This is a genomic window from Nonomuraea sp. NPDC049695, from assembly GCF_040674955.1.
GTDB classification, from domain to species: Bacteria; Actinomycetota; Actinomycetes; order Streptosporangiales; family Streptosporangiaceae; genus Nonomuraea; species Nonomuraea helvata.
In genome coordinates, this window is record NZ_JBFANV010000018.1 from 20,502 (window position 1) to 44,570 (window position 24,069).

Annotated in this window: 19 protein-coding genes; 15 read left to right on the forward strand and 4 right to left on the reverse strand. The window is 69.4% G+C overall.

The window, feature by feature from the left end:
* Positions 1-327 precede the first annotated feature (327 nt).
* The 12 genes from AB0J64_RS18045 (at position 328) to AB0J64_RS18100 (ending at position 14,755) form a co-directional block, all read left to right on the forward strand.
* On the forward strand, positions 328-1,347 hold the full coding sequence (locus tag AB0J64_RS18045; RefSeq protein WP_344995281.1) for a LacI family DNA-binding transcriptional regulator: 1,020 nt from the start codon (positions 328-330) through the stop codon (positions 1,345-1,347).
* An 82-nt stretch (positions 1,348-1,429) separates the two neighbouring features.
* On the forward strand, positions 1,430-2,086 hold the full coding sequence (locus tag AB0J64_RS18050) for a DUF1961 family protein (RefSeq protein ID WP_364027942.1): 657 nt from the start codon (positions 1,430-1,432) through the stop codon (positions 2,084-2,086).
* A 138-nt stretch (positions 2,087-2,224) separates the two neighbouring features.
* Positions 2,225-2,839 (forward strand): DUF624 domain-containing protein, encoded by a 615-nt coding sequence (locus AB0J64_RS18055; RefSeq protein WP_364027945.1) that lies wholly within the window; start codon positions 2,225-2,227, stop codon positions 2,837-2,839.
* Between the two features lie 116 nt (positions 2,840-2,955).
* Positions 2,956-4,392, forward strand: coding sequence for an extracellular solute-binding protein (locus AB0J64_RS18060; RefSeq protein WP_364027948.1), 1,437 nt, complete (start codon positions 2,956-2,958; stop codon positions 4,390-4,392).
* A 148-nt stretch (positions 4,393-4,540) separates the two neighbouring features.
* Entirely contained in the window at positions 4,541-5,512 is a 972-nt protein-coding gene (locus AB0J64_RS18065) for an ABC transporter permease subunit (protein WP_364027951.1), read from the forward strand.
* A 12-nt stretch (positions 5,513-5,524) separates the two neighbouring features.
* Positions 5,525-6,424 carry a carbohydrate ABC transporter permease gene (locus tag AB0J64_RS18070; RefSeq protein WP_364027954.1) on the forward strand — a complete coding sequence of 300 codons (900 nt, stop codon included), beginning with the start codon at positions 5,525-5,527 and terminating at the stop codon, positions 6,422-6,424.
* Complete coding sequence (locus tag AB0J64_RS18075; RefSeq protein WP_364027957.1) at positions 6,421-7,044, forward strand: rhamnogalacturonan acetylesterase; 624 nt, start codon at positions 6,421-6,423, stop codon at positions 7,042-7,044. The genes AB0J64_RS18070 and AB0J64_RS18075 overlap by 4 nt, the downstream gene beginning before the upstream one ends.
* A 64-nt stretch (positions 7,045-7,108) precedes the next feature.
* Positions 7,109-9,691 (forward strand): Tat pathway signal sequence domain protein, encoded by a 2,583-nt coding sequence (locus AB0J64_RS18080; RefSeq protein WP_364027960.1) that lies wholly within the window; start codon positions 7,109-7,111, stop codon positions 9,689-9,691.
* A 115-nt stretch (positions 9,692-9,806) separates the two neighbouring features.
* Positions 9,807-11,405, forward strand: a complete 1,599-nt coding sequence (gene abc-f / locus AB0J64_RS18085) for a ribosomal protection-like ABC-F family protein (protein ID WP_364027963.1) — start codon at positions 9,807-9,809, stop codon at positions 11,403-11,405.
* A 113-nt stretch (positions 11,406-11,518) separates the two neighbouring features.
* Positions 11,519-11,734 carry a helix-turn-helix domain-containing protein gene (locus tag AB0J64_RS18090; protein WP_020547488.1) on the forward strand — a complete coding sequence of 72 codons (216 nt, stop codon included), beginning with the start codon at positions 11,519-11,521 and terminating at the stop codon, positions 11,732-11,734.
* Positions 11,735-11,884: 150 nt separating this feature from the next.
* Positions 11,885-12,700, forward strand: a complete 816-nt coding sequence (locus tag AB0J64_RS18095) for an enoyl-CoA hydratase/isomerase family protein (protein WP_364027966.1) — start codon at positions 11,885-11,887, stop codon at positions 12,698-12,700.
* A 168-nt stretch (positions 12,701-12,868) separates the two neighbouring features.
* Positions 12,869-14,755 (forward strand): ABC transporter ATP-binding protein, encoded by a 1,887-nt coding sequence (locus AB0J64_RS18100; RefSeq protein WP_364027969.1) that lies wholly within the window; start codon positions 12,869-12,871, stop codon positions 14,753-14,755.
* Here AB0J64_RS18100 and AB0J64_RS18105 read toward each other — a convergent pair.
* Positions 14,727-15,611 (reverse strand): sulfotransferase, encoded by an 885-nt coding sequence (locus AB0J64_RS18105; protein WP_364027972.1) that lies wholly within the window; start codon positions 15,609-15,611, stop codon positions 14,727-14,729. The genes AB0J64_RS18100 and AB0J64_RS18105 overlap by 29 nt on opposite strands.
* Positions 15,612-15,693: 82 nt before the next feature.
* Between AB0J64_RS18105 and AB0J64_RS18110 the strand changes: the two genes are divergently transcribed.
* Complete coding sequence (locus AB0J64_RS18110) at positions 15,694-16,587, forward strand: LD-carboxypeptidase (protein WP_364027975.1); 894 nt, start codon at positions 15,694-15,696, stop codon at positions 16,585-16,587.
* A 33-nt stretch (positions 16,588-16,620) separates the two neighbouring features.
* The gene (locus AB0J64_RS18115; RefSeq protein ID WP_364027978.1) at positions 16,621-17,490 is read left to right on the forward strand and encodes a hypothetical protein; all 870 of its coding nucleotides are present in this window, start codon (positions 16,621-16,623) and stop codon (positions 17,488-17,490) included.
* 32 nt (positions 17,491-17,522) lie between these two features.
* Here the strand turns inward: AB0J64_RS18115 and AB0J64_RS18120 are convergent, their stop codons facing one another.
* The 3 genes from AB0J64_RS18120 to AB0J64_RS18130 form a co-directional block, all read right to left on the reverse strand.
* Positions 17,523-19,829 carry an excinuclease ABC subunit UvrA gene (locus AB0J64_RS18120; RefSeq protein WP_364027981.1) on the reverse strand — a complete coding sequence of 769 codons (2,307 nt, stop codon included), beginning with the start codon at positions 19,827-19,829 and terminating at the stop codon, positions 17,523-17,525.
* 114 nt (positions 19,830-19,943) lie between these two features.
* A complete protein-coding gene (locus tag AB0J64_RS18125) occupies positions 19,944-21,107 on the reverse strand; it encodes a histidinol-phosphate transaminase (RefSeq protein WP_364027984.1) in 1,164 nt (387 codons plus the stop codon).
* A 57-nt stretch (positions 21,108-21,164) separates the two neighbouring features.
* Positions 21,165-22,268 carry a PP2C family protein-serine/threonine phosphatase gene (locus AB0J64_RS18130; protein WP_364027987.1) on the reverse strand — a complete coding sequence of 368 codons (1,104 nt, stop codon included), beginning with the start codon at positions 22,266-22,268 and terminating at the stop codon, positions 21,165-21,167.
* A 267-nt stretch (positions 22,269-22,535) separates the two neighbouring features.
* Between AB0J64_RS18130 and AB0J64_RS18135 the strand changes: the two genes are divergently transcribed.
* Positions 22,536-24,053: a hypothetical protein gene (locus AB0J64_RS18135; protein ID WP_364027990.1), complete on the forward strand. Its 1,518-nt coding sequence runs from the start codon at positions 22,536-22,538 to the stop codon at positions 24,051-24,053.
* The last annotated feature ends 16 nt before the right edge of the window (positions 24,054-24,069 follow it).

Consider the following 24,069-nt stretch of genomic DNA (forward strand, 5'->3'; position numbering starts at 1 on the left):
TCGGAGTCAGGACCTCGCAGGGAGGCACGGCGGCGGGTGGGTGGGTCGCACCAGTGCTTCGCCCCGCTGCTCGCGCCAAGCCGGCCGTGCTCCGCGACACCCCGTCGTCCTTCCGCGCCGCCCGCATCCGCGTCGTCGATCCGCTCTGAGGGCCGCGCGCAGATTCAATGCGGTGTCCGCTCACGGCCCCTCGTGACCGCTTTGAGAGTTTGAGACGATTCAAAAGAATCTTGAATGCCGCTATGATGCCAGAGTTCACGATGGGCCGCGCCCAGCGGTCCACCAGCGTTTTCTGCATCCAAGAGCAGCACGGCCTCGTGAGGATCGATGGCGACCAGAAACATCAAGGAGGTCGCGCAGCTGGCGCGAGTCTCTGTGGGCACGGTGAGCAATGTGCTCAACCGCCCGGAGATCGTGTCGCCTGCCACACGCGAACGCGTCTTCGAAGCGATCAAGAAACTCGGCTTCGTCCGCAATGAGGTGGCCCGCCACCTGCGGGTGGGCCGCAGCCGCACGGTCGGTCTCGTCGTGCTCGACGTCTCCAACCCGTTCTTCGTGGACGTGGCCCAGGGCGCCGAGTCGGTGGCCGACGACCACGACTCGATGGTGGTGCTCTGCAACAGCGCCGGCGACCCCGGCCGCGAGCGCCGCCACCTCGACCAGCTCGAACAGCAGCGGGTCATGGGCATACTGATCACCCCCGTCGAGATGGAGAGCCCCTGGCTGGAGGAGCTGGCCGGCCGCGGCACGCCCGTGGTGCTGGTCGACAGCCCGGCGACCGGGCTGCAGTGCTCGGTGGCGGTCGACGACCGGCTCGGCGGGCAGATCGCCGGCGCCCACCTGATCGAGAGAGGGCATCGGAAGATCCTGTTCGTCGGGGGGCCGACGTCCATAAGACAGGTGGCCGACCGGCACGCGGGCGTCAGCAGCGCCGTCGCGGCCGCCGACGGCGCCGTCGAGCTGCTCACCTCCACGTCCCCGACGTTGACCGTCGCGGAGGGCCGGGCCGTCGGCGAGCGCGTGGCCGCCCTGCCCCCCGAGGAGCGTCCCACCGCGGCGTTCTGCGCGAACGACATGATGGCGCTGGGCTTCTTACAGGCGATGGCCACGCACGGACTCCGCGTGCCCGAGGATCTGGCCATCATCGGGTACGACGACATCGACTTCGCCGCGGCGGCGGCGGTGCCGCTGTCCTCCGTCCGGCAGCCGCGTGAGCTGCTCGGACGTACGGCCATCGACCTGCTGCTCGAGGAGGTCGCGGACCCCGAGCAGCACCGGCACAGGCAGGTCATCTTCCAGCCGGACCTGGTGATCCGCGAGTCGAGCGCGCTGCGCCGCGACGCCTGACGCCGGCGCCGTCTTTCCATGAACCGTTTCATTCAGCGCTGCCGCCTGCCCTCAACCGGACGAGCGCGCTGTAGGAGTCCCCTTGACCGAGCTGTACCGCAACCCGTTGGCCACCCCCGCTGACCTGGCAGGCTTCCGCATGGAGGGGGACGGGGCCACGTCCTTCCCTCAGGGACGCCTGCGCCTGGAGAGCCTCAGGCCGCCTTCAGACGGCCAGGCGGCCAACCTGGTCCTCTGGTGCCCCGAGGAGTTCCCCGCCGACGTGCGGATCGAATGGGACTTCTGGCCCATAAGAGAGCCGGGCCTGGCCATCATGTTCTTCCACGCCAGGGGCAGGAACGGCGAGGACCTGTTCGACCCCGGCCTGCCGGAGCGCACCGGCCCCTACGACCAGTACCACCACGGCGACATCGACGCCTACCACGTCTCCTACTTCCGCCGCATGTGGGCCTCGGAACGCTCGTTGCACACCTGCAACCTGCGCAAGAGCCACGGCTTCCACCTGGTCGCGCAGGGTCCCGACCCGCTGCCGGCGGTGCTCGACGCCGAAGGCCCGTACGCCATGCGCCTCGAGGTCAAGGCCGGGACGATCACGTTCGCGGTCAACGATTTGGTCTCGTTCCGGTGGCAGGACGACGGCTCTGTCGGCGGCTCCGCCCTGGCAGGAGGCAAGATCGGGTTTCGGCAGATGGCACCGCTGATCGGAGAGTACGCAAATCTCCGGGTCTCTCGTCATTGACTTTGAGTCGATTCAACACTAATTTCGCACCAACCGCCGTTCACTGGCTTGTAACTGGGCAGGAACCACGGTGCAACAACCCCACCCCCGTATCCGTGCACATGCCACGAGAGGTGGTGCCGGATGAATCATCCCGCCATGTCGATCAGGATCCAAGCTGCCTGCTCAGAGCTTATCTGGGCGGTCCGCCTGAACCTGTTGTGGCTCGTCTTCACGCTCGCTGGAGGCGTGGTTCTCGGGCTCGGGCCTGCCACTGTGGCCGCTTACACGCTGGCTCGGCGGCATGCTCGCAATGAAACGTTTCATGCCTGGCCCGAATTCTGGACCGTCTACCGACGGGAATTCGTCCGGGCTTCGCTGCTGGTTCTGCCGGCCGCGGCGCTGACCGCCGTCCTGGTCGGCAATTATCTGTACCTCTCCGCACTCGGGCCCAGCATGGGAGCGTTGCGGATCGCGACCTTCGTGGCGCTCATCGCACTGGCCGGTGTGGGAGCGTACGTAGGGCCGCTCTACGCGCACTACGATCTGCCGCTACGGGCCTACTGGCCCAAGGCCGCACAGCTAGCGCTCATGCGTCCGGCCTCGTCCGTGCTGTTGCTGCTAGCGCTCCTAGCCATCGCCTACGCGACCTCGGCGGCGCCCATCCTCGCCCCGTTGATCAGCTTCGGCGCGTGGATCTACCTCAATACGTGGCTCTGCCAGCGCTTCTTCGCGGAGAACGAGGCGCACCTGCATTCGAAAGGGAACTCATGAGCGCATCCCGTCGCCGGCGTCTCATTGCCGGGGTGTTAACGCTAACGGCTGCACTCACCGCTTCGGCCTGCTCAGGCGGTGACGCGCCCGCCACCGATCCGAACACGGTGACCATCATGACCAAGCTGTTCGGGGCCGCGCCCGACCCGAAGGGCGAGATGCAGCAGGCGGTCGAGAAGTTCCTCGGCAAGAAGCTCCAGATCACCTGGGTTCCCAACGCCGAGTATGCCGACAAGGTCAACGTCACGCTCGCTTCGGGCAACGTGCCGCAACTCATGGTCGTGGACCCGCACGGCCCGGCGTTCGTCAAGGCCGCGCAGGCCGGGGCGTTCTGGGACCTGACCGACAAGCTGGACAAGTACCCGAACCTGAAGCCGACGGACCCGCGCCGCGTGCTCAACGCCTCCATCAACGGCAAGTCCTACTCCATCCCCCGGATGCGGCCTATGCTGCGTTCGGCGGTCATGATCCGCAAGGACTGGCTGGAGAAGCTCGGCCTGAAGCAGCCCGAGACCGTCGACGACCTTTACAACATCGCCAAGGCGTTCACCGAGAAGGACCCCGACGGCAACGGCAAGAAGGACACCTACGGCCTGATCATCCCGAAGTGGCCGGGCAAGTACGCCAGCTCCAGCCCCTATGACACGCTCGAGACCTGGTTCGGCGCCCCGAACGGCTGGGGCGAGCGCAGCGGCAAGCTGGTCCCCGGCTTCGACACCCCCGAGTTCCTCGAGGCCAACAAGTTCCTGAAGAAGATGATCGACGAGGGCCTGGTCAACCCGGACTTCGCCAGCTATGACACGGCCAAGTGGGACGATCCGTTCTTCCAGGGCAAGGGCGGCATCATCATCGACGTGAACGTCCGCTCCAGGGCGCTGCTCGACAAGTTCAGGGACGACGGCGACAAGAACTACGGTGACAGGGTCGCCATGGTCGGCAACCTCAAGCGCTCCGACGGCAAGAAGTTCTCCCTGCCGTTCACCGGCTACAACGACGCCATCGCGATCTCCAAGCAGAACGTGCGGACCGAGCAGGACCTGGACAACCTCCTGAAGGTCCTGGACAAGCTGGGCTCCAAGGAGGGCCAGGTCCTGGTCCAGAACGGCATCGAGGGCCGCAACTTCAAGGCCGAGGGTGACACCGCCGCGCTGATCAACGAGACCGACCCCGCGGTCCGGGTCGTCCAGGACAACGTCGACCAGGCCTTCACCCAGCTCGGCTTCCAGGGCGACACGACGTACGGCGGCCTCGCCTACGCGCGCACGCCGTCCGGCCAGCCGTACAAGGACATGATCAAGCTGGGCCTGGATCTGATGAACGAGGACCTCAAGACGGCGGTGTTCAACCCGGCGCTGCCCGTGGTCTCACCCACGGCCGTCGCCAAGGGTGCGCAGCTCGACGACATCATCCCCGACGCCCGGATCAAGTACCTGTCGGGCGAGATGACCGAAGAGCAGCTGAAGGGCGAGATCAAGCGCTGGTACGACAGCGGCGGCACGCAGGTCGCCCAGGAGATCAACGATCTGGTCTCCAAGCTCGGCAAGACGAACTGACCCGCCCTCGGGGCCCGGGCCGCTGTGCCCGGGCCCCTCACGTCAACCGCACGACCCTGTCCATCGCCGGACAAAAGCACCCATCAACACTTTGCAGGGTCTTTCTTGCCATGAACGACGGAGTCTTCGGATAAAAAAGGAGGCCGCTGTGGCCACCGACCTGGCGCCGCCTCCCGCGAGGGCGGCGAGCAAGCCCGGCCGACGCCGGAGGCCGGGATTGGGCGCGTCCCTGGCGCGCTATCGCTGGCTCTACTTGATGCTCATCCCGGGCGTCGTCTACTTCGCGCTCTTCAAATACCTGCCGATGTACGGCATCACCATCGCCTTCCAGGACTTCCTGCCGTTCCTCGGGTACTCCGGCAGCCCCTGGGTGGGCTTCCAGCACTTCCAGGATCTGTTCACCGGGCCGGACTTCGGCCGGCTGATGTTCAACACGCTGTTCCTGGCGCTCCTGACCGTGGTCTTCGTCTTCCCCGCGCCGATCGTCATCGCGCTGCTGCTGAACGAGCTGCGGATCAACGTGCTCAAGCGTTCGGTCCAGTCGGTGATGTACATCCCGCACTTTCTGTCCTGGACGATCGTCGCGTCGCTGACGTATCTGCTGTTCTCGGCGGATTTCGGGGTGGTCGCCGGATGGATCCGCGACATACTCGGCGACACCGCGAAGATCGACTACATGGCGCAGGAGGAGTGGTTCCGGCCGCTGATCATCGTGCAGCAGCTGTGGAAGCTGACCGGCTGGGGCACGATCATCTACCTGGCCGCGCTGGCCGGTGTGGACCCGCAGTTGTACGAGGCGGCGCGCATGGACGGCGCCAGCCGCTTCCGCCAGCTCTATCACGTCACGCTGCCCGCGATCCGCCCGACGATCGTCGTCATGGCCATCCTCACCTCGGGCAACCTGCTCGACACGGGCTTCGAGCAGATCTGGCTCATGACCACCTCGCTGAACCGCTCGGTGGCCGACGTGTTCGACACCTACGTCTACTACACCGGCATCACCCAGGGCGCCATCAGCTACTCCACCGCCGTCGGCCTGTTCAAGGGCGTCGTCGGCTGCATCCTGATCTTCGGCTCCAACTGGCTGGCCAAGCGCCTCGGCCAGCGTGGACTGCTCTAGGGGGCCCTGGATATGAACAGCATGAAGCACAAGAAGCTGAACACCGAATACAGCACCGTGGGCAGCCGGGTGTTCGACGTGATCAACGTCGCCGTACTCGTCGGCCTGGCGCTGGTCACGGTGCTGCCGCTGCTGTACGTGCTGGCGGGGTCCTTCGCGAGCGAGGCGGAGATCTCCTCGCGGCCGTTCTTCCTGTGGCCGGAGAAGTTCGTCACGGACACGTACACGTTCATCTTCTCCACCCCCACCTTCGTGCGCGCCCTGCTCACGACGATCGTCGTGACGGCGGTCGGCACGGTGGTGCAGCTGGTGCTGACGTTCAGCATGGCGTATCCGCTGGCCAAGCGGTACCTGCCGGGCCGGACGCTCGTGCTCAACCTGGTGATCTTCACGCTGGTCTTCTCCGGCGGCATGATCCCCACCTACCTGGTGGTGCGCGACATGGGGCTGCTGGACAGCTACTGGGCGCTGATCCTGCCGCTGGCGATCAACCCGTTCTACCTGATCATCGTGAAGAGCTTCTTCCAGGAGCTGCCGCAGGCGCTGGAGGAGGCGGCGCGCATCGACGGCTGCAACGAGATGGGCGTCTTCTTCAAGATCGTCCTGCCGCTGTCGAAACCGATCATCGCGACCTTCGCGCTGTTCTACGCGGTGGGCATCTGGAACGACTACATGTCGCCGCTGCTGTACATCACCGACCCCAGCAAATGGACGCTGCAGGTCCTGGTGCGCCAGCTGACCAGCGCCGACCAGGCCGACGCGCTGGCGAACATGGACAGGACGTTCGTGCCGCCGGAGCAGGGGCTCAAGTTCGCGGTCGTGGTGATCGCCACGCTGCCGATCCTGTTCTTCTACCCGTTCCTGCAGAAGCACTTCACCAAGGGCGTGCTGATCGGGGGCGTCAAGGAGTGACCCGCGCCATCCTGCTGGCAGGTGACTCGACGGTCGCCTCGTGCCCGGCGTGGGAGGCGCCCATGTCCGGGTGGGGAGCGCAGCTCGGCCCGTACGTGGGCGCGCCCGTGCGCAACCTCGCCAAGGGCGGCGCCACCACGGCCAGCCACCGGGCCGAGGGGCTGTGGGCGGCGCTGCTGCTCGAGGTCGTGCCGGGAGACACGGTCGTGATCCAGTTCGGGCACAACGACCAGAAGGATCCCGCGATCCCGTACCAGGAGAACCTGCGCGCCTTCGTCGAGGAGGCGCGCGGGGCGGGGGCGCTGGCGGTGCTCTGCACGCCGGTGCAGCGGCGCAGGTTCGAGGGGGAGCGGCTGGTGCCCACGCACGGCGACTGTCCCGACCGGGTGCGCGCGCTGGCCGCCGCCGAGGACGTGCCGCTGATCGACCTGACCGCCGCCACGACCGAGCTGTACGAGCGGCTCGGCCCCGACGGCTCCAAGGCGCTGTTCACGCACTTCCCGCCGGGACGGCACCCGCTCTACCCCGACGGGGTGGCCGACGACACCCACTTCAGCTTCCGCGGCGCCGACGAGGTGGCCGCGATCGTCGCCGAACGACTGAAGGAGATCACTGCGTGAGCGAGCGAAGCGAGTGAACAATGAGACACAGCACCTTGGTCGCGAGGCCGACGAAGGAGGCCTCGTGACCGCACTCCGCTGGCTGGACCGACCAGGAGAGCAGGGGGTGACCTGGGGGGTTCCGTGGCCGCGCGGCACGGTCGAGCGGGACGCGCCGTTCGCGCTGGCCGACGCGGACGGGCGCGAGGTGCCCGTGCAGAGCTGGGTGACCGCCACCTGGCCGGACGGCTCGGTCAAGTGGTCGGCCCACGCGATCGGCGCGCAGCCGGCCGCGTACGCGTACCGGATCGAGCCGGGACGCGAGCCCGCCACAACGGATACGCCTGTCACCGTCGTCCGTGAAAAGGGTCTGCTCACCGTGAGCACCGGCGTGGTCACCTGGACGATCGAGGAGTCCGGCGGCACGCTGGCCCGCTCGATCTCGCGCGGGAGCCGCGAGATCGCCAGGGACGTCCGCCTGGTCAGCCTCCGCCAGAGCGAGCCCACGCCCGACGAGGGCGGCCCGGTCGCACGCTCGGAGACCACCGGGCACGTCGCCGCGGTCACGGTCGAGCAGGACGGGCCGCTGCGTGCCGTGGTCCGGCTGGAGGGCAGGCACGGCGACTGGCTGCCGTTCACCGTGCGCCTGTACTTCCACGCGGGCGCCGAACAGGTGCGGATCATGCACACGTTCGTCTGGGACGGCGATCCCGAGCGCGACTTCCTGGCCGGGCTCGGGCTCCGCGCCGACGTGGTCATGCGCGACGAGCCGCACGACCGGCACGTACGCCTGGCCGGCAGCGGCGGCTTCCTCACCGAGGCCGTGCGCGGCCTGACCGGGCTGCGCCGCGACCCCGGCGAGCCCGCACGCCGGGCCCAGGTCGAGGGCCGCCCGGCCGGCGAGATCGCCCCCGACGTCGCCGGCCGCCTGCACCTCATCCCCGCCTGGAACGACTACACGCTCGACCAGGGCTCCGCCGACGGCTTCACGCTGCGCAAGCGCACCGCGCCTGGCCACGCCTGGGTGACGATCCCCTCGGGCACCCGCTCGGCCGGGTACGGCTACGTCGGCGGCGTCAGCGGCGGCCTCGGCTTCGGGCTGCGCGACTTCTGGCGCCTGCACCCCACCCGCCTCGACATCAGGAACGCGGCCACTGACCTGGCCACCGTGACCGTCTGGATGTGGTCGCCGTCCGCGCCGGCCATGGACGTGCGCTTCTACCACGACGGCATGGGCCAGGACACGTTCGCCGAGCAGCTCGAGGGCCTGGAGGTCACGTACGAGGACTACGAGCCCGGCTTCGGCGACGCCCACGGCGTGGCACGCACGCACGAGCTGACCCTGCGCGCCCACGACGCCACGCCGGCGTCGCGGGCCCTCGCGGAGCACGCGGCCGCGATGAACCAGCCGGGACTGCCGGCCGTCAGCCCCTCGCGGATGCGCGAGGCCGGCGTGTTCGGCGTGTGGGAGCTGCCCGACCGCTCCACGCCCGCGCACGCCGAGATCGAGGACCGCCTGGACTTCCTGTTCGACCTGTACGTGCGCGAGCGCGAGCAGCGCAGGTGGTACGGCTTCTGGGACTACGGCGACGTGATGCACACCTACGACCCGGACCGCCACACCTGGCGCTACGACGTGGGCGGCTACGCCTGGGACAACTCCGAGCTCTCGCCCGACCTGTGGCTGTGGCTGCAGTACCTGCGCACGGGAAGATCGGACGTCTTCCGCTTCGCCGAGTCGATGACCCGCCACACCGGCGAGGTCGACGTCTACCACGCCGGCAGGTGGAAGGGCCTGGGCACCAGGCACAACGTGCAGCACTGGGGGTGCAGCTGCAAGCAGCTGCGCATCTCCAACGCCGCCTACCGCCGGTTCTACTACTACCTGACGGCCGACGAGCGCACGGGCGACCTGCTGGACGAGCTGAGCACGCCCGAGGAGACGTTCGTGGTCATCGACCCCACGCGCAAGGTGCGCGAGGACGTCTACACCCCGGACCCGTCGGCGCTGTCGGTCGGCCTCGGGACAGACTGGGGGTCGCTGGCCGCCGCGTGGCTGACGCGCTGGGAGCGGCACGGCGACGAGCGGGCCAGGGACCGGTTGCTGGGCACGATGGCCGACATCGGGGCGCTGCCGCACGGCTTCCTGACCGGCGAGGCCCGGCTCGACCTGGCGACCGGACGGTTCGACACCTCGCGCGACAAGATCTCCGTCTCGCATCTGTCGTCGCTGTTCGGTCTGCCGGAGATGTGCGCCGAGCTGATCGCGCTCGACCTGGACGTGCCGGGGTTCGAGCAGGCGTGGCTGCAGTACTGCCGGCTCTACCTCGCGACGCCTGAGCAGCAGGAGGCCGAGGTGGGGGAGCGGCTGAGCGGGATCTCGCTGATCCAGGCGCACAGCAGGCTCACCGCGTACGCGGCCGCCCGCACCGGGGACGCCGAACTGGCGGCCTGGGCGTGGCGGAAGTTCTCCGTGGACGAGGGCGACCAGCTCAACCGCAACGGGTTGCAACGGCAGAAGGACTGGCGCCTGACCCCGGTGGACGGGCCGCACGTGCTGTCTCCCGTGCGGGAGGCGCCGTTCGTGAGCACGAACGACGCCAGCCAGTACGGCCTGGCCGCCATCCACAACCTGGCCCTGATCGGCAAGCACCTGGCAGGGCGTTAACCAGAGGTGGGGCCCCCGGCCGGGGCCCTACACTGATGTCTATGCATACTCCCGATTGATCTGGCGTCGTACGCCCCAATCCTCCGTTTTCCTAGCTCGGGAGTGTTCCGCCAATATGATCATCGCCAGTGACATCGAGCTGCGCGCGGGCGCGCGGCTGCTCATTGAGAAAGCCTCGTTCCGGGTCAACCCGGGCGACAAGATCGGGCTCGTCGGCCGCAACGGCGCCGGCAAGACGACCTTGACCAAGGTGCTGGCGGGCGAGGGCCTGCCGGCCGCGGGCACCGTCACCACCACCGGCAACGTGGGCTACCTCCCCCAGGACCCGCGCACCGGTGACCTGCAGGTGCTCGCCCGCGACCGCATCCTGTCGGCGCGCGGCCTGGACGAGGTGCTGCGCAAGCTGCGTCAGGCCGAGCTCGGCATGTCCTCCGCCGACGACCGCACGCGGGAGAAGGCGGTCAGGCAGTACGGCAGGCTCGAGGACCAGATGCACGTCCTGGGCGGATACGCGGCCGAGGCCGAGGCGGCCTCCATCGCCTCCAGCCTCGGACTGCCGGACCGCGTGCTGTCGCAGCCGTTGCAAACGCTTTCCGGCGGTCAGCGCAGGCGCGTGGAATTGGCGCGAATTCTTTTCAGCGGGGCGGAAACTCTCCTTCTCGACGAGCCGACAAACCACCTAGATGCCGACTCAATCGGGTGGCTTCGTGATTTTTTGCGATCCCATCAAGGTGGGTTGGTGATCATCAGCCACGACGTCGGTCTTCTTGAAGCGACGGTCAACAAGGTCCTGCACCTCGACGCCAACCGTTCGGTGATCGACCACTACAACGTGGGCTGGAAGGCGTACCTCGCCCAGCGCGAGACCGACGAGAAGCGCAGGAAGCGCGAGCGCGCCAACGCCGAGAAACAGGCGGGTGCGCTGCTCGCGCAGGCCGACAAGATGCGGGCCAAGGCCACCAAGGCCAAGGCCGCCCAGGACATGATGCGGCGTGCGCACCGGTTGCTGTCGGGCACCGAGGAAGAGCGTCAAAGCGACAAAGTGGCGCGGCTGCGCTTCCCCCAGCCGCAGCCGTGCGGGCGCACCCCGCTCACGGCCGAGGGGCTGTCCAAGGCGTACGGCTCGCTGGAGGTCTTCACCGACGTCAGCGTGGCCATCGACCGAGGTCACCGGGTCGTCATCCTGGGCCTGAACGGCGCCGGCAAGACCACGCTGCTGCGCCTGCTCGGCGGCATCGAGACGCCCGACACGGGCGAGATCCGTCCCGGCCACGGACTCAAGATCGGCTACTACGCCCAGGAGCACGAGACCCTCGACGCCGGCCGCACCCTGCTGGAGAACATGCGCTCGGCCGGCGGCGAGTTCACCGACACCGAGCTGCGCAAGGTGCTCGGCTCCTTCCTGTTCACGGGCGACGACGTCGACAAGCCCGCTGGGGTGCTGTCCGGCGGGGAGAAGACCCGGCTGGCGCTCGCGCAACTGGTGCTCTCGAGCGCCAATGTCCTCCTTCTCGACGAGCCCACGAACAACCTCGATCCGGTCAGCCGCGAGCAGGTTCTCAATGCTCTGAGGTCGTATTCAGGAGCAATCGTCCTAGTCACACATGACGAGGGTGCCGTTGACGCCCTGTCACCGGATAGGGTGATCTTGCTACCTGACGGAACTGAAGACGCATGGAGCGACGAATTTTCCGATCTTGTGGCACTTGCCTGATCTTAATTTGAGTGGGTACGGATCTTTTCCCGTGGAGTAGGTAGCCGATCCCGCTGAAATGACTGATCATGGCGGAGTAACGCTGCGGAAGTCCGGCACTACAGGAGGTACTCGTGGCCGAGACACTGAAGAAGGGCACCCGGGTCACCGGGGCCGACCGGGAAAAACTGGCCGGCGATCTCAAGAAGCGCTACGCCGCGGGCGAGAGCATTCGCGCCCTGGCCGCTTCTACCGGTCGGTCTTACGGGTTCATCCACCGCATCCTGAGCGAGTCCGGAGTGACTCTGCGCGGGCGCGGCGGGGCGACCCGAGGCAAGTCCAAGCGCTGACGGCCGCCTCGGAACGTGCGACCGCAGCCGCCCGTCCCTAGTCAGCCATCCGTCGCGCCCGGGCCAGAACGACATTCTGTAGGCTCGGGCGCGACGGTCAGCCCACTGGGCGCGCACCCCTTGCGCGACCAGGACTGAAGGGAGCGGGCGATGGCGGGAGCGCAGGCGCGACAGCGCGGGGGGTATACGGACGAGGTCTCCGTTGCGGCGGAGGGCGGAGTCCGCTTCGAGGTGGACGGTGAGATAGCGACGATCACGCTGGACCGGCCGGAAAAGCGCAACGCTCAGACGTTCGCGACATGGTCGGCGCTGGCTCGGATCGGCGAGAGCCTGCCCGAGCAGGTGCGCGTAGTCGTCGTGAAAGGTGAGGGACCGTCCTTCTCGGCAGGGATCGACCTGCGAATGTTCACATCTGAGGGGGTGCCCGGACAGGGCTCGTTCAGCTCGGCGGCCAAGAGCGACGACGCAACCTTCGAGCAGCGCATCCGGCAGGCACAGGCGGGATTTCTGTGGCTGCGCCGCCCGGAGATCGTTTCCATCGCCGCAGTGCAGGGGCACGCGATCGGTGCGGGGTTCCAGCTCGCGCTCTCCTGTGATCTGCGGATCGTGGCCGACGATGTCTCCTTCTGCATGAAGGAGCCCGCACTGGGCCTGGTGCCCGACCTGACGGGGACCAAGCCCCTGGTCGAGCTGGTGGGCCTGGCCAAGGCGATCGACATCTGCCTGACCGCCAGGACCGTGCACGCGGACGAGGCCATGCGCATCGGCCTCGCTGAGCAAGTGGTCGCCGGGGGCGACCTGGATCAAGCGGTACGAGACAAGGTCGCGCAGCTGCTTGCCGTGAACCGGGACGCGGCGGTCGCGACGAAGCGACTCCTCCAGGGGGCGCAGGGCCGCACCCTGGAGGAGCAGTGCGTCGCCGAGGGGCTCGAACAGGCAGCCCGCATCAAAGCCATCTTCGGCTGACCCGACCGACGGCGTGGCTTCCGTCTCTGCCGGGGTAAGAGGGGATTTGCCGCCTTTGTGGTGTGGGGTCCGTTGTGTGGGCCAGGGGCGGGTTTCGCGGTGAGCGGACGGGGGAATCGCCAGGCGCGACGGCGACGCTGAGTCCGGGGGAGGAGGAGGATCCCCCGAATGACGATGATGGGAGGGGGCTTCGGTCCCCACACGATGGCGTCCCTGCGGCGCGACGACTCGGTGGCCAAGCAGCGGCTACGGCCCGGCACGGTCCGCCGCATCGTGCGCTACGCCAAGCCGCACCGCACGCACATCGCCGCGTTCCTGCTGCTCGTCGTGGCCGGCGCGGTGATCGTGATCGCCAACCCGCTGCTGATGAAGGCGATCATCGACGACGGCATCCTGGCCAGGCGGCCGGGCGTCGTGGTCGGCCTGGCCGTGACGATCGGCGCGCTGGCGCTGGTGGACGCCGGGCTGACGCTGGTGCAGCGGTGGTTCTCCGCGCGCATCGGCGAGGGCCTGATCTACGACCTGCGCACCGAGGTGTTCGACCACGTGCAGCGCATGCCGGTGGCGTTCTTCATGCGGGCCCAGACCGGCGCGCTGGTCAGCAGGCTCAACACCGACGTGATCGGCGCGCAGCGGGCGCTGACGAGCACCCTGTCGTCCGTGGTCTCCAACGTGGTCAGTCTGGTGCTCGTGCTGGGCGCGATGCTGGCGCTGTCGTGGCAGGTGACGCTGGTGGCGCTGGTGCTGCTGCCGATCTTCATCGTGCCCGCCAAGTTCGTCGGGCGGCGCATGTCGGCGCTGACCCGCGAGCAGATGCAGCTCGACGCCGAGATGAGCTCGGTCACCACCGAGCGGTTCAACGTGGCCGGGGCGATGGTCGCCAAGCTCTACGGCCGCCCGGAGGACGACGCCGAGGTGTTCGGCCACAGGGCCGCCCGGGTGCGCGACGTGGGCGTGACGGTCGGCATGTACGGCACGGTGTTCAGGGTCGCGCTCGGGCTCGTCGCCGCGCTCGCCACTGCCCTCGTGTACGGCATCGGCGGCGTGCTGTCGGTCTCCGGCGTCTTCGAGCTGGGCACGCTGGTGGCCCTGGCCGCGCTCCTGATGCGCCTGTACGGCCCGCTCACGTCCCTGTCCAACGTGCACATCGACGTGATGACCGCCCTCGTGAGCTTCGACCGGGTCTTCGAGATCCTCGACCTCAAGCCCATGGTGGCGGAGAAGCCGGGCGCGACCGCCGTTCCGGACGGGCCCGTGACCATCGAGTTCGACGACGTGCGCTTCCGCTACCCGGCCGCCGAGGAGGTCTCGCTGGCCTCGCTGGAGTCGGTGGCCAGGCAGGACAGCGGCCCGTCGTACCCCGTGCTCAAGGGCATCTCGTTCACCGCCGAGCCGGGACGGCTCGTCGCCCTGGTCGGCCACTCGGGCGCGGGCAAGACGACCATCACGTCCCTGGTGTCCCGCCTGTACGACGTCAACGAGGGCGCGGTGCGGATCAACGGGCTCGACGTGCGCGACGCCACCCTCGCCTCCCTGCGCGACACCGTCGGAGTGGTCATGCAGGACGCTCATCTCTTCCATGACACGATCGGAGCCAACCTCCGTTACGCCAGGCCGGGGGCGAGCGACGAGGAGATCTGGGAGGCTCTCAGGGCCGCGCAGATCGGCGACCTCATCGAGGGCCTGCCCGACCGGCTCGAGACGGTCGTCGGCGACCGCGGCTACCGGCTTTCCGGGGGCGAGAAGCAGCGCCTCGCGCTGGCCAGGCTGCTGCTCAAGGCGCCCCGCGTGGTCGTGCTCGACGAGGCCACCGCCCACCTCGACTCGGAGTCGGAGGCGGCCGTGCAGGTGGCGCTGAAGACCGCGTTGGAGGGCCGCACGTCGCTGGTGATCGCGCACCGGCTCTCCACGATCAGGGAGGCCGACGAGATCCTCGTGATCCACGAGGGCCGCATCGCCGAGCGGGGGCGCCACGAGGAGCTGCTGGCCCGCGGCGGCCTCTACGCCGAGCTCTACCGCACCCAGTTCACTTCCTCAGGTAGCCCAGGCGCTTGAGCTCCTCCCTGGCCACCTTCTCCACGAGCTCCAGGTCGGCCGATCTGAGCTTGGTGCGCCAGGCGCCGACCTTGGGGACGGCGGTGTCGTACAGGACGACCTTGGACACCCGCGTCTCCAGAAACTCCGCCAGCGTGGCCACCGACTGCGCCGGCTTCTGCAGCAGGTCCTCGTAGCGCAGCGTCAGGAGCTGCTCCTCGGGCAGCGTCCTGCGCAGCTCGGCGCTCAGGCGGACGGCGCTGCGCCAGCGCAGCGCGCTCTTGCCCGCCGCCGGCATGCCCTTCCACCGCTCGAGGTGCTCGTCCTTGTTGACGCCGAGGAACGCGTTGGGGAACTCGGTCTGCTCCGACAGCATCGCCGGCTTGAACCAGGCCAGGCAGTCCGGATCGGCGAGCATGCCGGCCACCACGTCCCTGCCGTCGCGGATGAGCTGCACGAACCGCGCGTCGGGGAAGGCCTGGAGCAGCACGGGAGCGCTGTAGAGCAGGTCGGGGCTGCCGTCGCCGAACCTGGTGATCTCGCTCGTGGACACGCAGGGGCCGCTCCCGGTGACGCCGCCCGCGTCCCTGCACGACTCGGCGCACCAGCCGCAGGATCCGGGCAGCACCTGCCACGACTCGGCCAGCGCGTCGCGCATGACGCGTACGGCGCCGGAGGTCCGGCCGATGGACGGCTTCCTGGCGAAGGCGTACACCACGTGCGCCACGCTCGCGCGGCCCATCGTCACGTGGAAGCCAGGGGATCTTTTCAGGGCGCGGGCGAGCAGGTCCGTGCCGGAGTGCGGCGCTCCGACCAGGAAGACCGGCCGGCGGACCTTGATGCCGTTGACGACGAGTATGTGGGGCGGAAGTCGCATACTGGAGCACAAGTGTGACACCGTTTTCCACGTGGATGAGCCAATCGTTTCCACGCGAACGAGCCAATCGAGGAGTTGATCGATGCGACCCGGTGACACCGTCGCGGTCGTCTCGCCGTCGGGGCCGCCCAACGCGGCGCTGCTCATGCGCGGCGTCGAGCGTCTGGAGGGTCTCGGGCTGAAGGTCGTGGTCGGCGCGCACGCGCTCGACCGCCAGCGGCTCGACTACCTGGCGGGCGACGACGCCGCCAGGGCCGCCGACCTGCAGACCGCCTGGTGCGACCCCGCCGTCTCCGCGGTGTTCTGCTGCAGGGGCGGGTACGGCGCCGCCCGGCTCCTGGACCTGCTCGACTGGGACGCCATGCGGGCGGCCGGGCCCAAGGTGCTCCTCGGGTCGAGCGACATCACGGCGCTGCACAACGCGTTCGCCGCCGAGCTGGGCGTCTCCACGCTGCACGGGCCGATGGCGGCCTGCGACATCCTGGCCGGCGAGAAGGGGCCCGAGCCGCGCAGCTGGCAGAGCCTGCAGGCGGCGCTGTTCGGCGCGCAGGAGCCGGTCCAGGGCGAGCGGGCGCTGGTCCAGGGGCGGGCCGAGGGCGTGCTGGCCGGGGGGAACCTGTCGCTGCTTGCCTCGATGTGCGGCACGCGGTGGCAGCCGTCGTTCGCGGGCAAGCTCGCGTTCCTGGAGGACATCGGGGAGGAGCCGTACCGGATCGACCGGATGCTCACCCAGCTCCTGCAGGCGGGGGCGCTCGACGGGGTGCGCGGGATCGCGCTCGGCTCGTGGGTCGACTGCGGCGATCCGTACCCGGTGCTCGAGGACCGGCTCTGCGGGCTCGGCGTCCCCGTTCTCGCGGGGCTTCCGGTGGGGCACGGGTCACCGCAGATGAGCGTGTGGCTGGGGAGACTTGGGGTTATCGATACCGAATCGTGCTCCCTAGCTGCCATTGTCGGTGATGGGGAGCAGGCAAGGTAGAAGGGACGAATCCGACAGAAAGGGACATGGCGCGTGAGTTTGTTCAGGCGACACCGAGAGCCCTCACGCCGGCCGGTCGAGGACGTCGATCTCGATTCGCTGCTCGCGCTCGTCGCCGAGTCCCTCGGATACTCCTTCGAGTTCGCCGCTGACGGCGGCTCCGTGACGCTCCGTGGCGACATGGAGCTGGTGGTCAGGCTCACGGGCCTGCGCCGTGAGGCCGGGCGCCGGGCCAGGGAGGACTGGCCCACGCTGGTCTCCGAGCACCTGTCGCACGCCGTGGCCACGGCGGGGGAGCGGCTGGACGTCTGCGACCTCGAGCAGGCCGGGCCGCTGATCCGGACCCGCGTGGAGGCCGTGGACGAGGTGGCCGACCTGACCCGCGTGGTGGGCCGCCACCTCAACGCCGACCTGGTGGAGCTGCTCTTCGTGGGCTCGCGCGCCGTACGGCCCGAGCAGGCCGGGTGCTGGCCCGTGCCCACCGCGCAGGCGCTCGACCTGGCCGTCGCGAACGTCCGCCGCGAGGAGCGGCTGGAGGTCGAGTCCATCGAGCTGTCGGGCACGCCGGTGACCCGGCTGACCGCCATGACGCCGTCGGCCGCCACCCATCTGCGGTGGCTGGGCGAGTACCTGCCCGTTCCCTCCGACGGGGTGCTCGTGGTGCTGCCCGACCCGTACACGCTGCTCGTGCACCCGGTGGACGGGATCGGCGTGGTACGGGCGATCGAGCGGCTGCGGGTGCACGCGGCACGCACGGACGGGCTCAGCTCCCAGGTGCACTGGTGGCACGAGCAGCGGCTGACGCACATCAGGGCCGACATCGTCGCCCAGGACGGCCAGACCCGGCTCGTGGTGGCGCCCCCGCCGGAGTTCGCCCGCGTCCTGGCCCGCCTGGCCGTCTGAGACCGCCCGCCGCTCCTGAGCGGCGGACGGGGTCAGGGCTTGGCCACGTAGTCGCGCAGGTGGATCGCCGTGAGCGAGGTGCCGGTGGCGACCAGCTCGCCGGGGGTGCCGGAGAAGACCACCTGGCCGCCGTCGTGACCGGCTCCAGGGCCCAGGTCGATGATCCAGTCGGCGTGGGCCATGACGGCCTGGTGGTGCTCGATCACGATGACCGTGTTGCCGTCGTCCACCAGGCGGTCGAGCAGCGCCAGGAGCTGGTCCACGTCCGCCAGGTGCAGGCCCGTGGTGGGCTCGTCCAGCACGTACGTGGTGCCGTTCTTGGCCATGTGGATGGCGAGCTTGAGCCGCTGCCGCTCGCCGCCCGACAGCGTGGTGAGCGGCTGGCCCAGGCCCAGGTAGCCGAGGCCGACCGCGACCATGCGGTCGAGGATCGTGCGGGCCTGCCGTTCGGTGAAGAACTCGCGGGCCTCGGCCACCGGCATGGCGAGCACCTCGCTGATGTTCTTGCCGCGCAGCGTGTACGTCAGCACCTTCGGCGTGAACCGCTTGCCCTCGCACTCCTCGCACACCGACGCCACCCCGGCCATCATCGCCAGGTCCGTGTAGATCAGGCCGATGCCCTTGCAGGCGGGGCAGGCGCCTTCGGAGTTGGCGCTGAACAGGCCCGGCTTGACCCCGTTGGCCTTGGCGAACGCCGCGCGGACCGGGTCGAGCAGCCCGGTGTAGGTGGCCGGGTTGCTCCTGCGCGAGCCGCGGATCGGCGACTGGTCGGCCATGACCACGCCCTCGCGGCCCGCGACGTAGCCGTGGATCAGCGAGCTCTTGCCCGACCCGGCCACGCCGGTGACCACGGTGAGCACGCCGAGCGGGATGTCCACGCTCACGTCGCGCAGGTTGTGCAGGGTGGCACCCTTGATCGACAGGTGCCCGGCCGGCTCGCGGAAGCGCTCCCGCAGGCCTACCCGGTGGTCGAGATAGCGGCCGGTGAGCGTGTCGGAGGCGCGCAGCCCGTCGAGGTCCCCCGCGTAGCAGATGCTCCCGCCGGCCGTGCCCGCACCCGGGCCCAGGTCGACCACGTGGTCGGCGATCTCGATCAGCTCCGGCTTGTGCTCGACCACGAGCACCGTGTTGCCCTTGTCGCGGAGCTGGAGCAGCAGGGTGTTCATCCGCTGGATGTCGTGCGGGTGCAGCCCGGCCGTCGGCTCGTCGAAGACGTAGGTGACGTCGGTGAGGCTGGAGTTGAGATGCCGCACCATCTTCACCCGCTGTGCCTCGCCGCCCGACAGCGTGCCGGACTCACGGTCCAGGCTCAGGTAGCCGAGACCGATCTCCACGAGCGAGTCCAGCGTCGAGTGCAGCCCGTCCAGCACCGGGCCGACCGCGGCGTTGCCGATGCCGCGGATGAAGCCGGACAGGTCGTTGATCTGCATGGCCGCGCACTCGGCGATGTTCAGCCCGTCGATCCTGGCCGAGCGGGCGGCCTCGTTGATCCGGGAGCCGCCGCAGGAAGGGCAGACGGTCAGCTTGATCGCCCGTTCGGCGAACGCCCGCGCCCCCGGCTGCATCGACTCCAGGTCCTTGCCGAGGTAGGTCCGCCTGACCTTGCTCGCGAGCCCCTCGTAGGTGAAGTTGTTGGTGCCGTACTTGAGCTTGACGGGCGGCTTGTGAAGGAAGTCCTCCCACTGCTCGGGGGTGAAGTCCTTCAGCTTGACGGCGGGGTCGTACAGGCCGGAGTTGGCCAGGACCTGCCACTGCCAGCTGTCCACCGGGAAGCCGGGGACCTTGATCGCCCCTTCGTTCAGCGACAGCTCCCTGTCGACCAGCGCGTCCACGTCGATCTCCGACGCCTTGCCCAGCCCCTCGCACTGCGGGCACATGCCCTCGGCCCGGTTGAAGCTGAAGGCGTAGGCGGGGCCGACATAGGGCTCGCCGATCCGGCTGAACAGCAGCCGCAGCATGGTGTGCGCGTCGGTGGCGGTGCCCACCGTCGAGCGGGGGTTGGCGCCCATCCGCTCCTGGTCGACGATGATCGCCGCGCTGAGGTTGTGCAGCGCGTCCACGTCGGGACGGGCCAGGCTCGGCATGAACGACTGGATGAACGCGGTGTACGTCTCGTCGATCAGCCGGCGCGACTCCGCGGCGATCGTGTCGAAGACGAGCGAGGACTTGCCGGAGCCGGACACGCCGGTGAAGACGCTGAGCCGGCGCTTGGGGAGGTCGAGGGAGACGCCCTTGAGGTTGTTCTCCCTGGCGCCGCGGACCTGGATGAGGTCGTGGCTGTCGGCGGCGCTGTGATCACGGTGCTGAGCGGTGCTGGCCTGGCGGCTGGAGACGGCCACGGAACCCTTCCATCGTCTGATGTTCATGCCGTACGGGGGGAAAGCCGGGACAGCCTACAGCGCGCCCCGGACATTTCATGGGTTCCGTACATCGTACCGTACGCTATACGACTCCTATGCGGACAACGGATTGGCGTGCCGGTGGTGCAGCCCGATCACCGGGACCTCGTGGAGGCTGCCCGAGTACAGGAACTGCGTCAGGCCGATGAGCAGCCGCCGCACGTCGTCCTGGGGCCGCACGACCAGGCGGATGAACTGGCTCGTCGTGCCCAGCTTGTTGCCGCACTCGCGGACGTACACGCCGTGCTCGCTGAGCAGGTGGTCGCGCAGCGGCACCCCGTCGTACCCGGGCGGCAGCTTGATCAGCAGGAAGTTGCCCTGCGAGGCGAACACCGACAGCCCCGGCATGGTGCTGAGCTGCTTGAACATCGCCCGCCTGTCGTGGCTCACCCGCTTGAGGCTCTCCTGGTACTCGGGCATGAACTGCCGCATCATGAACACCACGACCTCGGCGAACGAGTTCAGGTTCCACTTGGGCAGCGCGTCGCGCACGCGGGCGGCCAGCGCCGGGTTCGCGACCATGTAGCCGAAGCGGATGCCGTGCAGGCCGAAGTTCTTGCCCAGGCTGCGCAGCACGATCACGTTCGGCCGGACCGCCGCCTCCGCCGCCAGCCCCGGGTACGGCTCGGCGTCCACGAAGTCGCCGAACGACTCGTCCACGATCACCAGATCCAGGTCGATCAGCTCGTCGAGCAGGCGCAGGACCTCGTGCCTGGGCAGGTAGCCCCCGTCGGGGTTGTTGGGGTTGCAGATCACCGCCACCCGGGAGCCGCGCATGCGGATGAACGACACGTAGTCGTTCACGTCCAGCGTGAAGTTGCGGCTCTCCATCAACGGGTACATGTCCACCCGCTTGCCCGTCTCCAGCGGCTGGTCGGTCCAGCGGCCGAAAGTGGGGATGGGCACCGCCAGGCTCTCGCGCACCAGCAGGTGGTCGATCCAGGTGATCAGCTCGGTCGACCCGTTGCCCATGGCGACCGTCTTGGGGTGGAGCCCCAACGTGGCGCAGAGCTCCTCGGTGATCGTGCCCGCGTCGCTCGGATAGAACTTGAGGATCGTCTCCAGGTTCCTCCCAAGGTGATCGAAGATCTCCGGGGTCGGGAAGTACGGGTTGCACGGAATGCAGAAGTCGACCGGCGCGCGCTCTCCCGACGAGGCGCGCATCAGTGAAAAGAACGACGGGCTGTGAGCCTGTGCCCGCAAGAGGCTGAGCTCCACGACACCTCCATGGAACATGTCCGATGTGTGTAGGTACGCGCCGTCGGAGTGGCCGGTTCATGACCTGTCGTCGCGCGCCCGCCGCCTGCGCAGAGTGACGATCGCGATGTCGTCGCGCGGGTCAGTCCTGGTGAAGGCGCGCACGTCGGCGCCCAGCACATGGGCGAGGCTGTCGGGCGGGTCGGACGCCCACGCGCGCAGGCGCTCGGCCAGCGGGTAGAAGGCGCCCCCCGGGTCGCGGGCCTCGGTGACGCCGTCGGTGCACAGCACCAGCGTCGCGCCCGGCGGGAACGCGAACCGCGCGCTCGTCCGCGGCTCCGTGGTCAGCGCCGCCACGCCGAGCGGCACGGACGGATCCCCGAGGCGCACCTGCCGCGCGACGCCGTAGTGGATCATGTACGGGACGATGTGCCCGCAGTTGACCGCTTCGACGCCCAGCCCCGCGCCGATGTCGAGCACGAGGGCGGTGACCAGGCGCTCCGGCTCCCCGGTGGTGGCGGCGAAGGTGTTCTGCCTGACCACGGCCTTCTCCAGCGCGTCCACGACGCCGTTCAGGGTGTCCTCGCGGTACGCGGCCTCCCTGAACGACCCCAGCACCGCCAGCGCGGTCCCGATCGCGGGCAGTCCCTTGCCCTGCACGTCGGCGATGAGCACGCGGGTGCCGTGCTGGGAGACGGCCACCTCGTACATGTCGCCGCCCACCATCGGCTCCTCCTCCACCGGCTGGTAGAGGCCGTCGACGACCACGTCGGCGGTGCGCAGCGGCAGCGGGCGCACGATCAGCCGCTGCAGGGCGGAGGCCGCCGAACGCAGCCGGCGCACCTCCTCCTCGCGCCGCACGCGGTAGCGGCAGCCGAGCACGGCCAGCCCCCCGAACGCGGCGGTGAAGCCGACCGCCAGCAGTTCGTCGTCCAGCTCGGCGCCCAGGTAGGTGCCGAGCCCGGCCACCACCAGCGTCACCCACGCCGACGCCAGGACCGTCTGCCGGACCGTGCCCAGTCCGGCGACGATCCCGGGCAGGAAGATCAGCAGCGGGAACAGCCGGACCGCCGTGCTCGTGAGGATGTCCAGCGTGGCCACCGTCGCGGTGATGACGACGAGCCCGGTGACGAAGACCGGCGTCGAGAGATAAGGGGCTTCGCGTCTCCCGCCTTCCGTCACGAGTCCTTCATCCCCTCTCGGTGAAAAGCATAACGGCCCGCTTTTCCGGGCGGCCGGGAGGAATTGTGAAATGCGCCCGGTCGATCACTGCTCTATGGCTCTGTACTGGGACGATAGCGGATGAATGTGGACAGTGAACGACATTGTCCTGCTCTTTTGTTTACCACCCTCCATCTTATTGACAAGCAAAAATTGTCTTGTAAGCATTTGAAGTCGAAGCGGGCCGGATGCCAATTCCACTGTCCGCACCTCGGGGGAGGGCCGCTGATGGACCTGATCGTCGTACCGCCGCTCACCGACTTCACCACCGCGGTCCTGCCGCCCCCCGGGGTCGAGGTGCTCGACCTCAACGAACGGGTCGTCGAACGCCTCGCCGACCCGTCCCGGCTCAAGGCCGCCGCGGAGCGGCTCGACGGCGGGCCGCTGGCCGCGCTGCTCGAGCGGGCGGCGGCGGCCGTCCTGGAGCGCAAGGCGTTCGACGACGCCCACCTGAGAGCGGTGGGCACGGCGCTGCGGCTGGCCGCCGACCCCGCCGTGCGGCTCAGCATCGACGACCTGGAGCTGGCCGAGGGGAGCACGCAGAGCAGCGGGGACGTGCTCGGGGCGGCCGGGCGGTGCGAGCTGTTCCGCCCCGAGACGGAGCTGGCCGTGGACGTGGCCAGAGGGCGGCGGGCGCACGTCGTGGTGGACGACGGCCGGCAGCTTCCCGCGGCGTTCGCGCTGGTGGGCGCCTTGGGAGCGGGACGGGTGACGTTGTGCGGGCGGCTGGTGGCCCAGCAGGGCGCGGCGCTGCGGCGCGTGCCCGCGCTGGCCGGCGTCGAGCTGCTGGCGTGGTCGCCTGAGCGGGTCGTCCGCCCCCTGTGGTACGACGCCGCGCCGTTCGAGTGGGTGTGCCCGGATGTCGCGCCCGCCGGGAGGGCGCGCCTGTGCGACGCCCCGGACACCCAGCCGGGGAAGCGTGTGCGCTGGGTGACCGGGGCGTGCCCCCCTCCCGCGAGCGGACCGTGGGCCGGGTGGCTGGACGCGGTGGGCGTGGCCGCGTTCCCCGAGGAGGTGCTGGCCCGCTGCCGCGGCCTGACGATCATCGTGACGCGGATCGACTTCCTGGCCGCCGTGACCGGGCTGAACGGCGTGACCGTCGACCTGCGGCGGCTGCTGGCCGGGATCCCGCCCGGCGTGCCGGTGACGTGCGAGCTGGTGCTCGGGGCGCCGGGCATGGAAGCGGGCGTCGTCGGAGAGTCCGTGGAGCTGCTGGCGGCGGGCGCGGGCGGGGTCCGGCTCGCCGGGCTGCGGCCGTACCGGATGGCGATCCGCACGGAATGGGCGGGGCAGAGCGTGCGCTTCCCGCCGCACGCCGGGGACGACCTGGCCAGGTGGATCGACTTCAACGCGCCGGACACCATGCGGGCGTACGAGGTCGCGGCCATGATCAGGAGCTGGCTGGGCCGGCTCCCCGGGCTGCCGGCCGGCCGGCTGGCCGCCTGCTCCGTCGCCGGCAGGGAGCCCGCGCCCGGGCAGGAGCGCGGAGGGGACGGGCCGGCTCCCGCGTGGGATCCGTGTGCGGAGGTGGTCCAGGGAGGGGCCGGGCCCGACGGGGACGGGCCGGGGACGTTCGCGGTCAGCCTGCGGTCGGGGCGGTCGTTGCGGCTCCGCCCGTACCAGGTCGCGCCCGTCTCCCGGCTGGCGGCCGACGACCCGCACGCCCTCGACGCCCTCACCGAACCCGCCCGCACGGAGCTGACCGCGGGGCTGGCCCAGGCGGGAGTGCTGCGAGGCCGGGGGTGAGCGGCGCGCGGCTCGT

Excerpts from the sequence above, each read along its gene's own strand:
- AB0J64_RS18045 (WP_344995281.1), top strand. The coding sequence starts at position 328 with ATGGCGACCAGAAACATCAAGGAGGTCGCGCAGCTGGCGCGAGTCTCT.
- AB0J64_RS18055 (WP_364027945.1), top strand. The coding sequence starts at position 2,225 with ATGTCGATCAGGATCCAAGCTGCCTGCTCAGAGCTTATCTGGGCGGTC.
- AB0J64_RS18060 (WP_364027948.1), top strand. The coding sequence starts at position 2,956 with ATGACCAAGCTGTTCGGGGCCGCGCCCGACCCGAAGGGCGAGATGCAG.
- AB0J64_RS18070 (WP_364027954.1), top strand. The coding sequence starts at position 5,525 with ATGAACAGCATGAAGCACAAGAAGCTGAACACCGAATACAGCACCGTG.
- abc-f (WP_364027963.1), top strand. The coding sequence starts at position 9,807 with ATGATCATCGCCAGTGACATCGAGCTGCGCGCGGGCGCGCGGCTGCTC.
- AB0J64_RS18095 (WP_364027966.1), top strand. The coding sequence starts at position 11,885 with ATGGCGGGAGCGCAGGCGCGACAGCGCGGGGGGTATACGGACGAGGTC.
- AB0J64_RS18100 (WP_364027969.1), top strand. The coding sequence starts at position 12,869 with ATGACGATGATGGGAGGGGGCTTCGGTCCCCACACGATGGCGTCCCTG.
- AB0J64_RS18105 (WP_364027972.1), bottom strand. The coding sequence starts at position 15,611 with ATGCGACTTCCGCCCCACATACTCGTCGTCAACGGCATCAAGGTCCGC.
- AB0J64_RS18110 (WP_364027975.1), top strand. The coding sequence starts at position 15,694 with ATGCGACCCGGTGACACCGTCGCGGTCGTCTCGCCGTCGGGGCCGCCC.
- AB0J64_RS18135 (WP_364027990.1), top strand. The coding sequence starts at position 22,536 with ATGGACCTGATCGTCGTACCGCCGCTCACCGACTTCACCACCGCGGTC.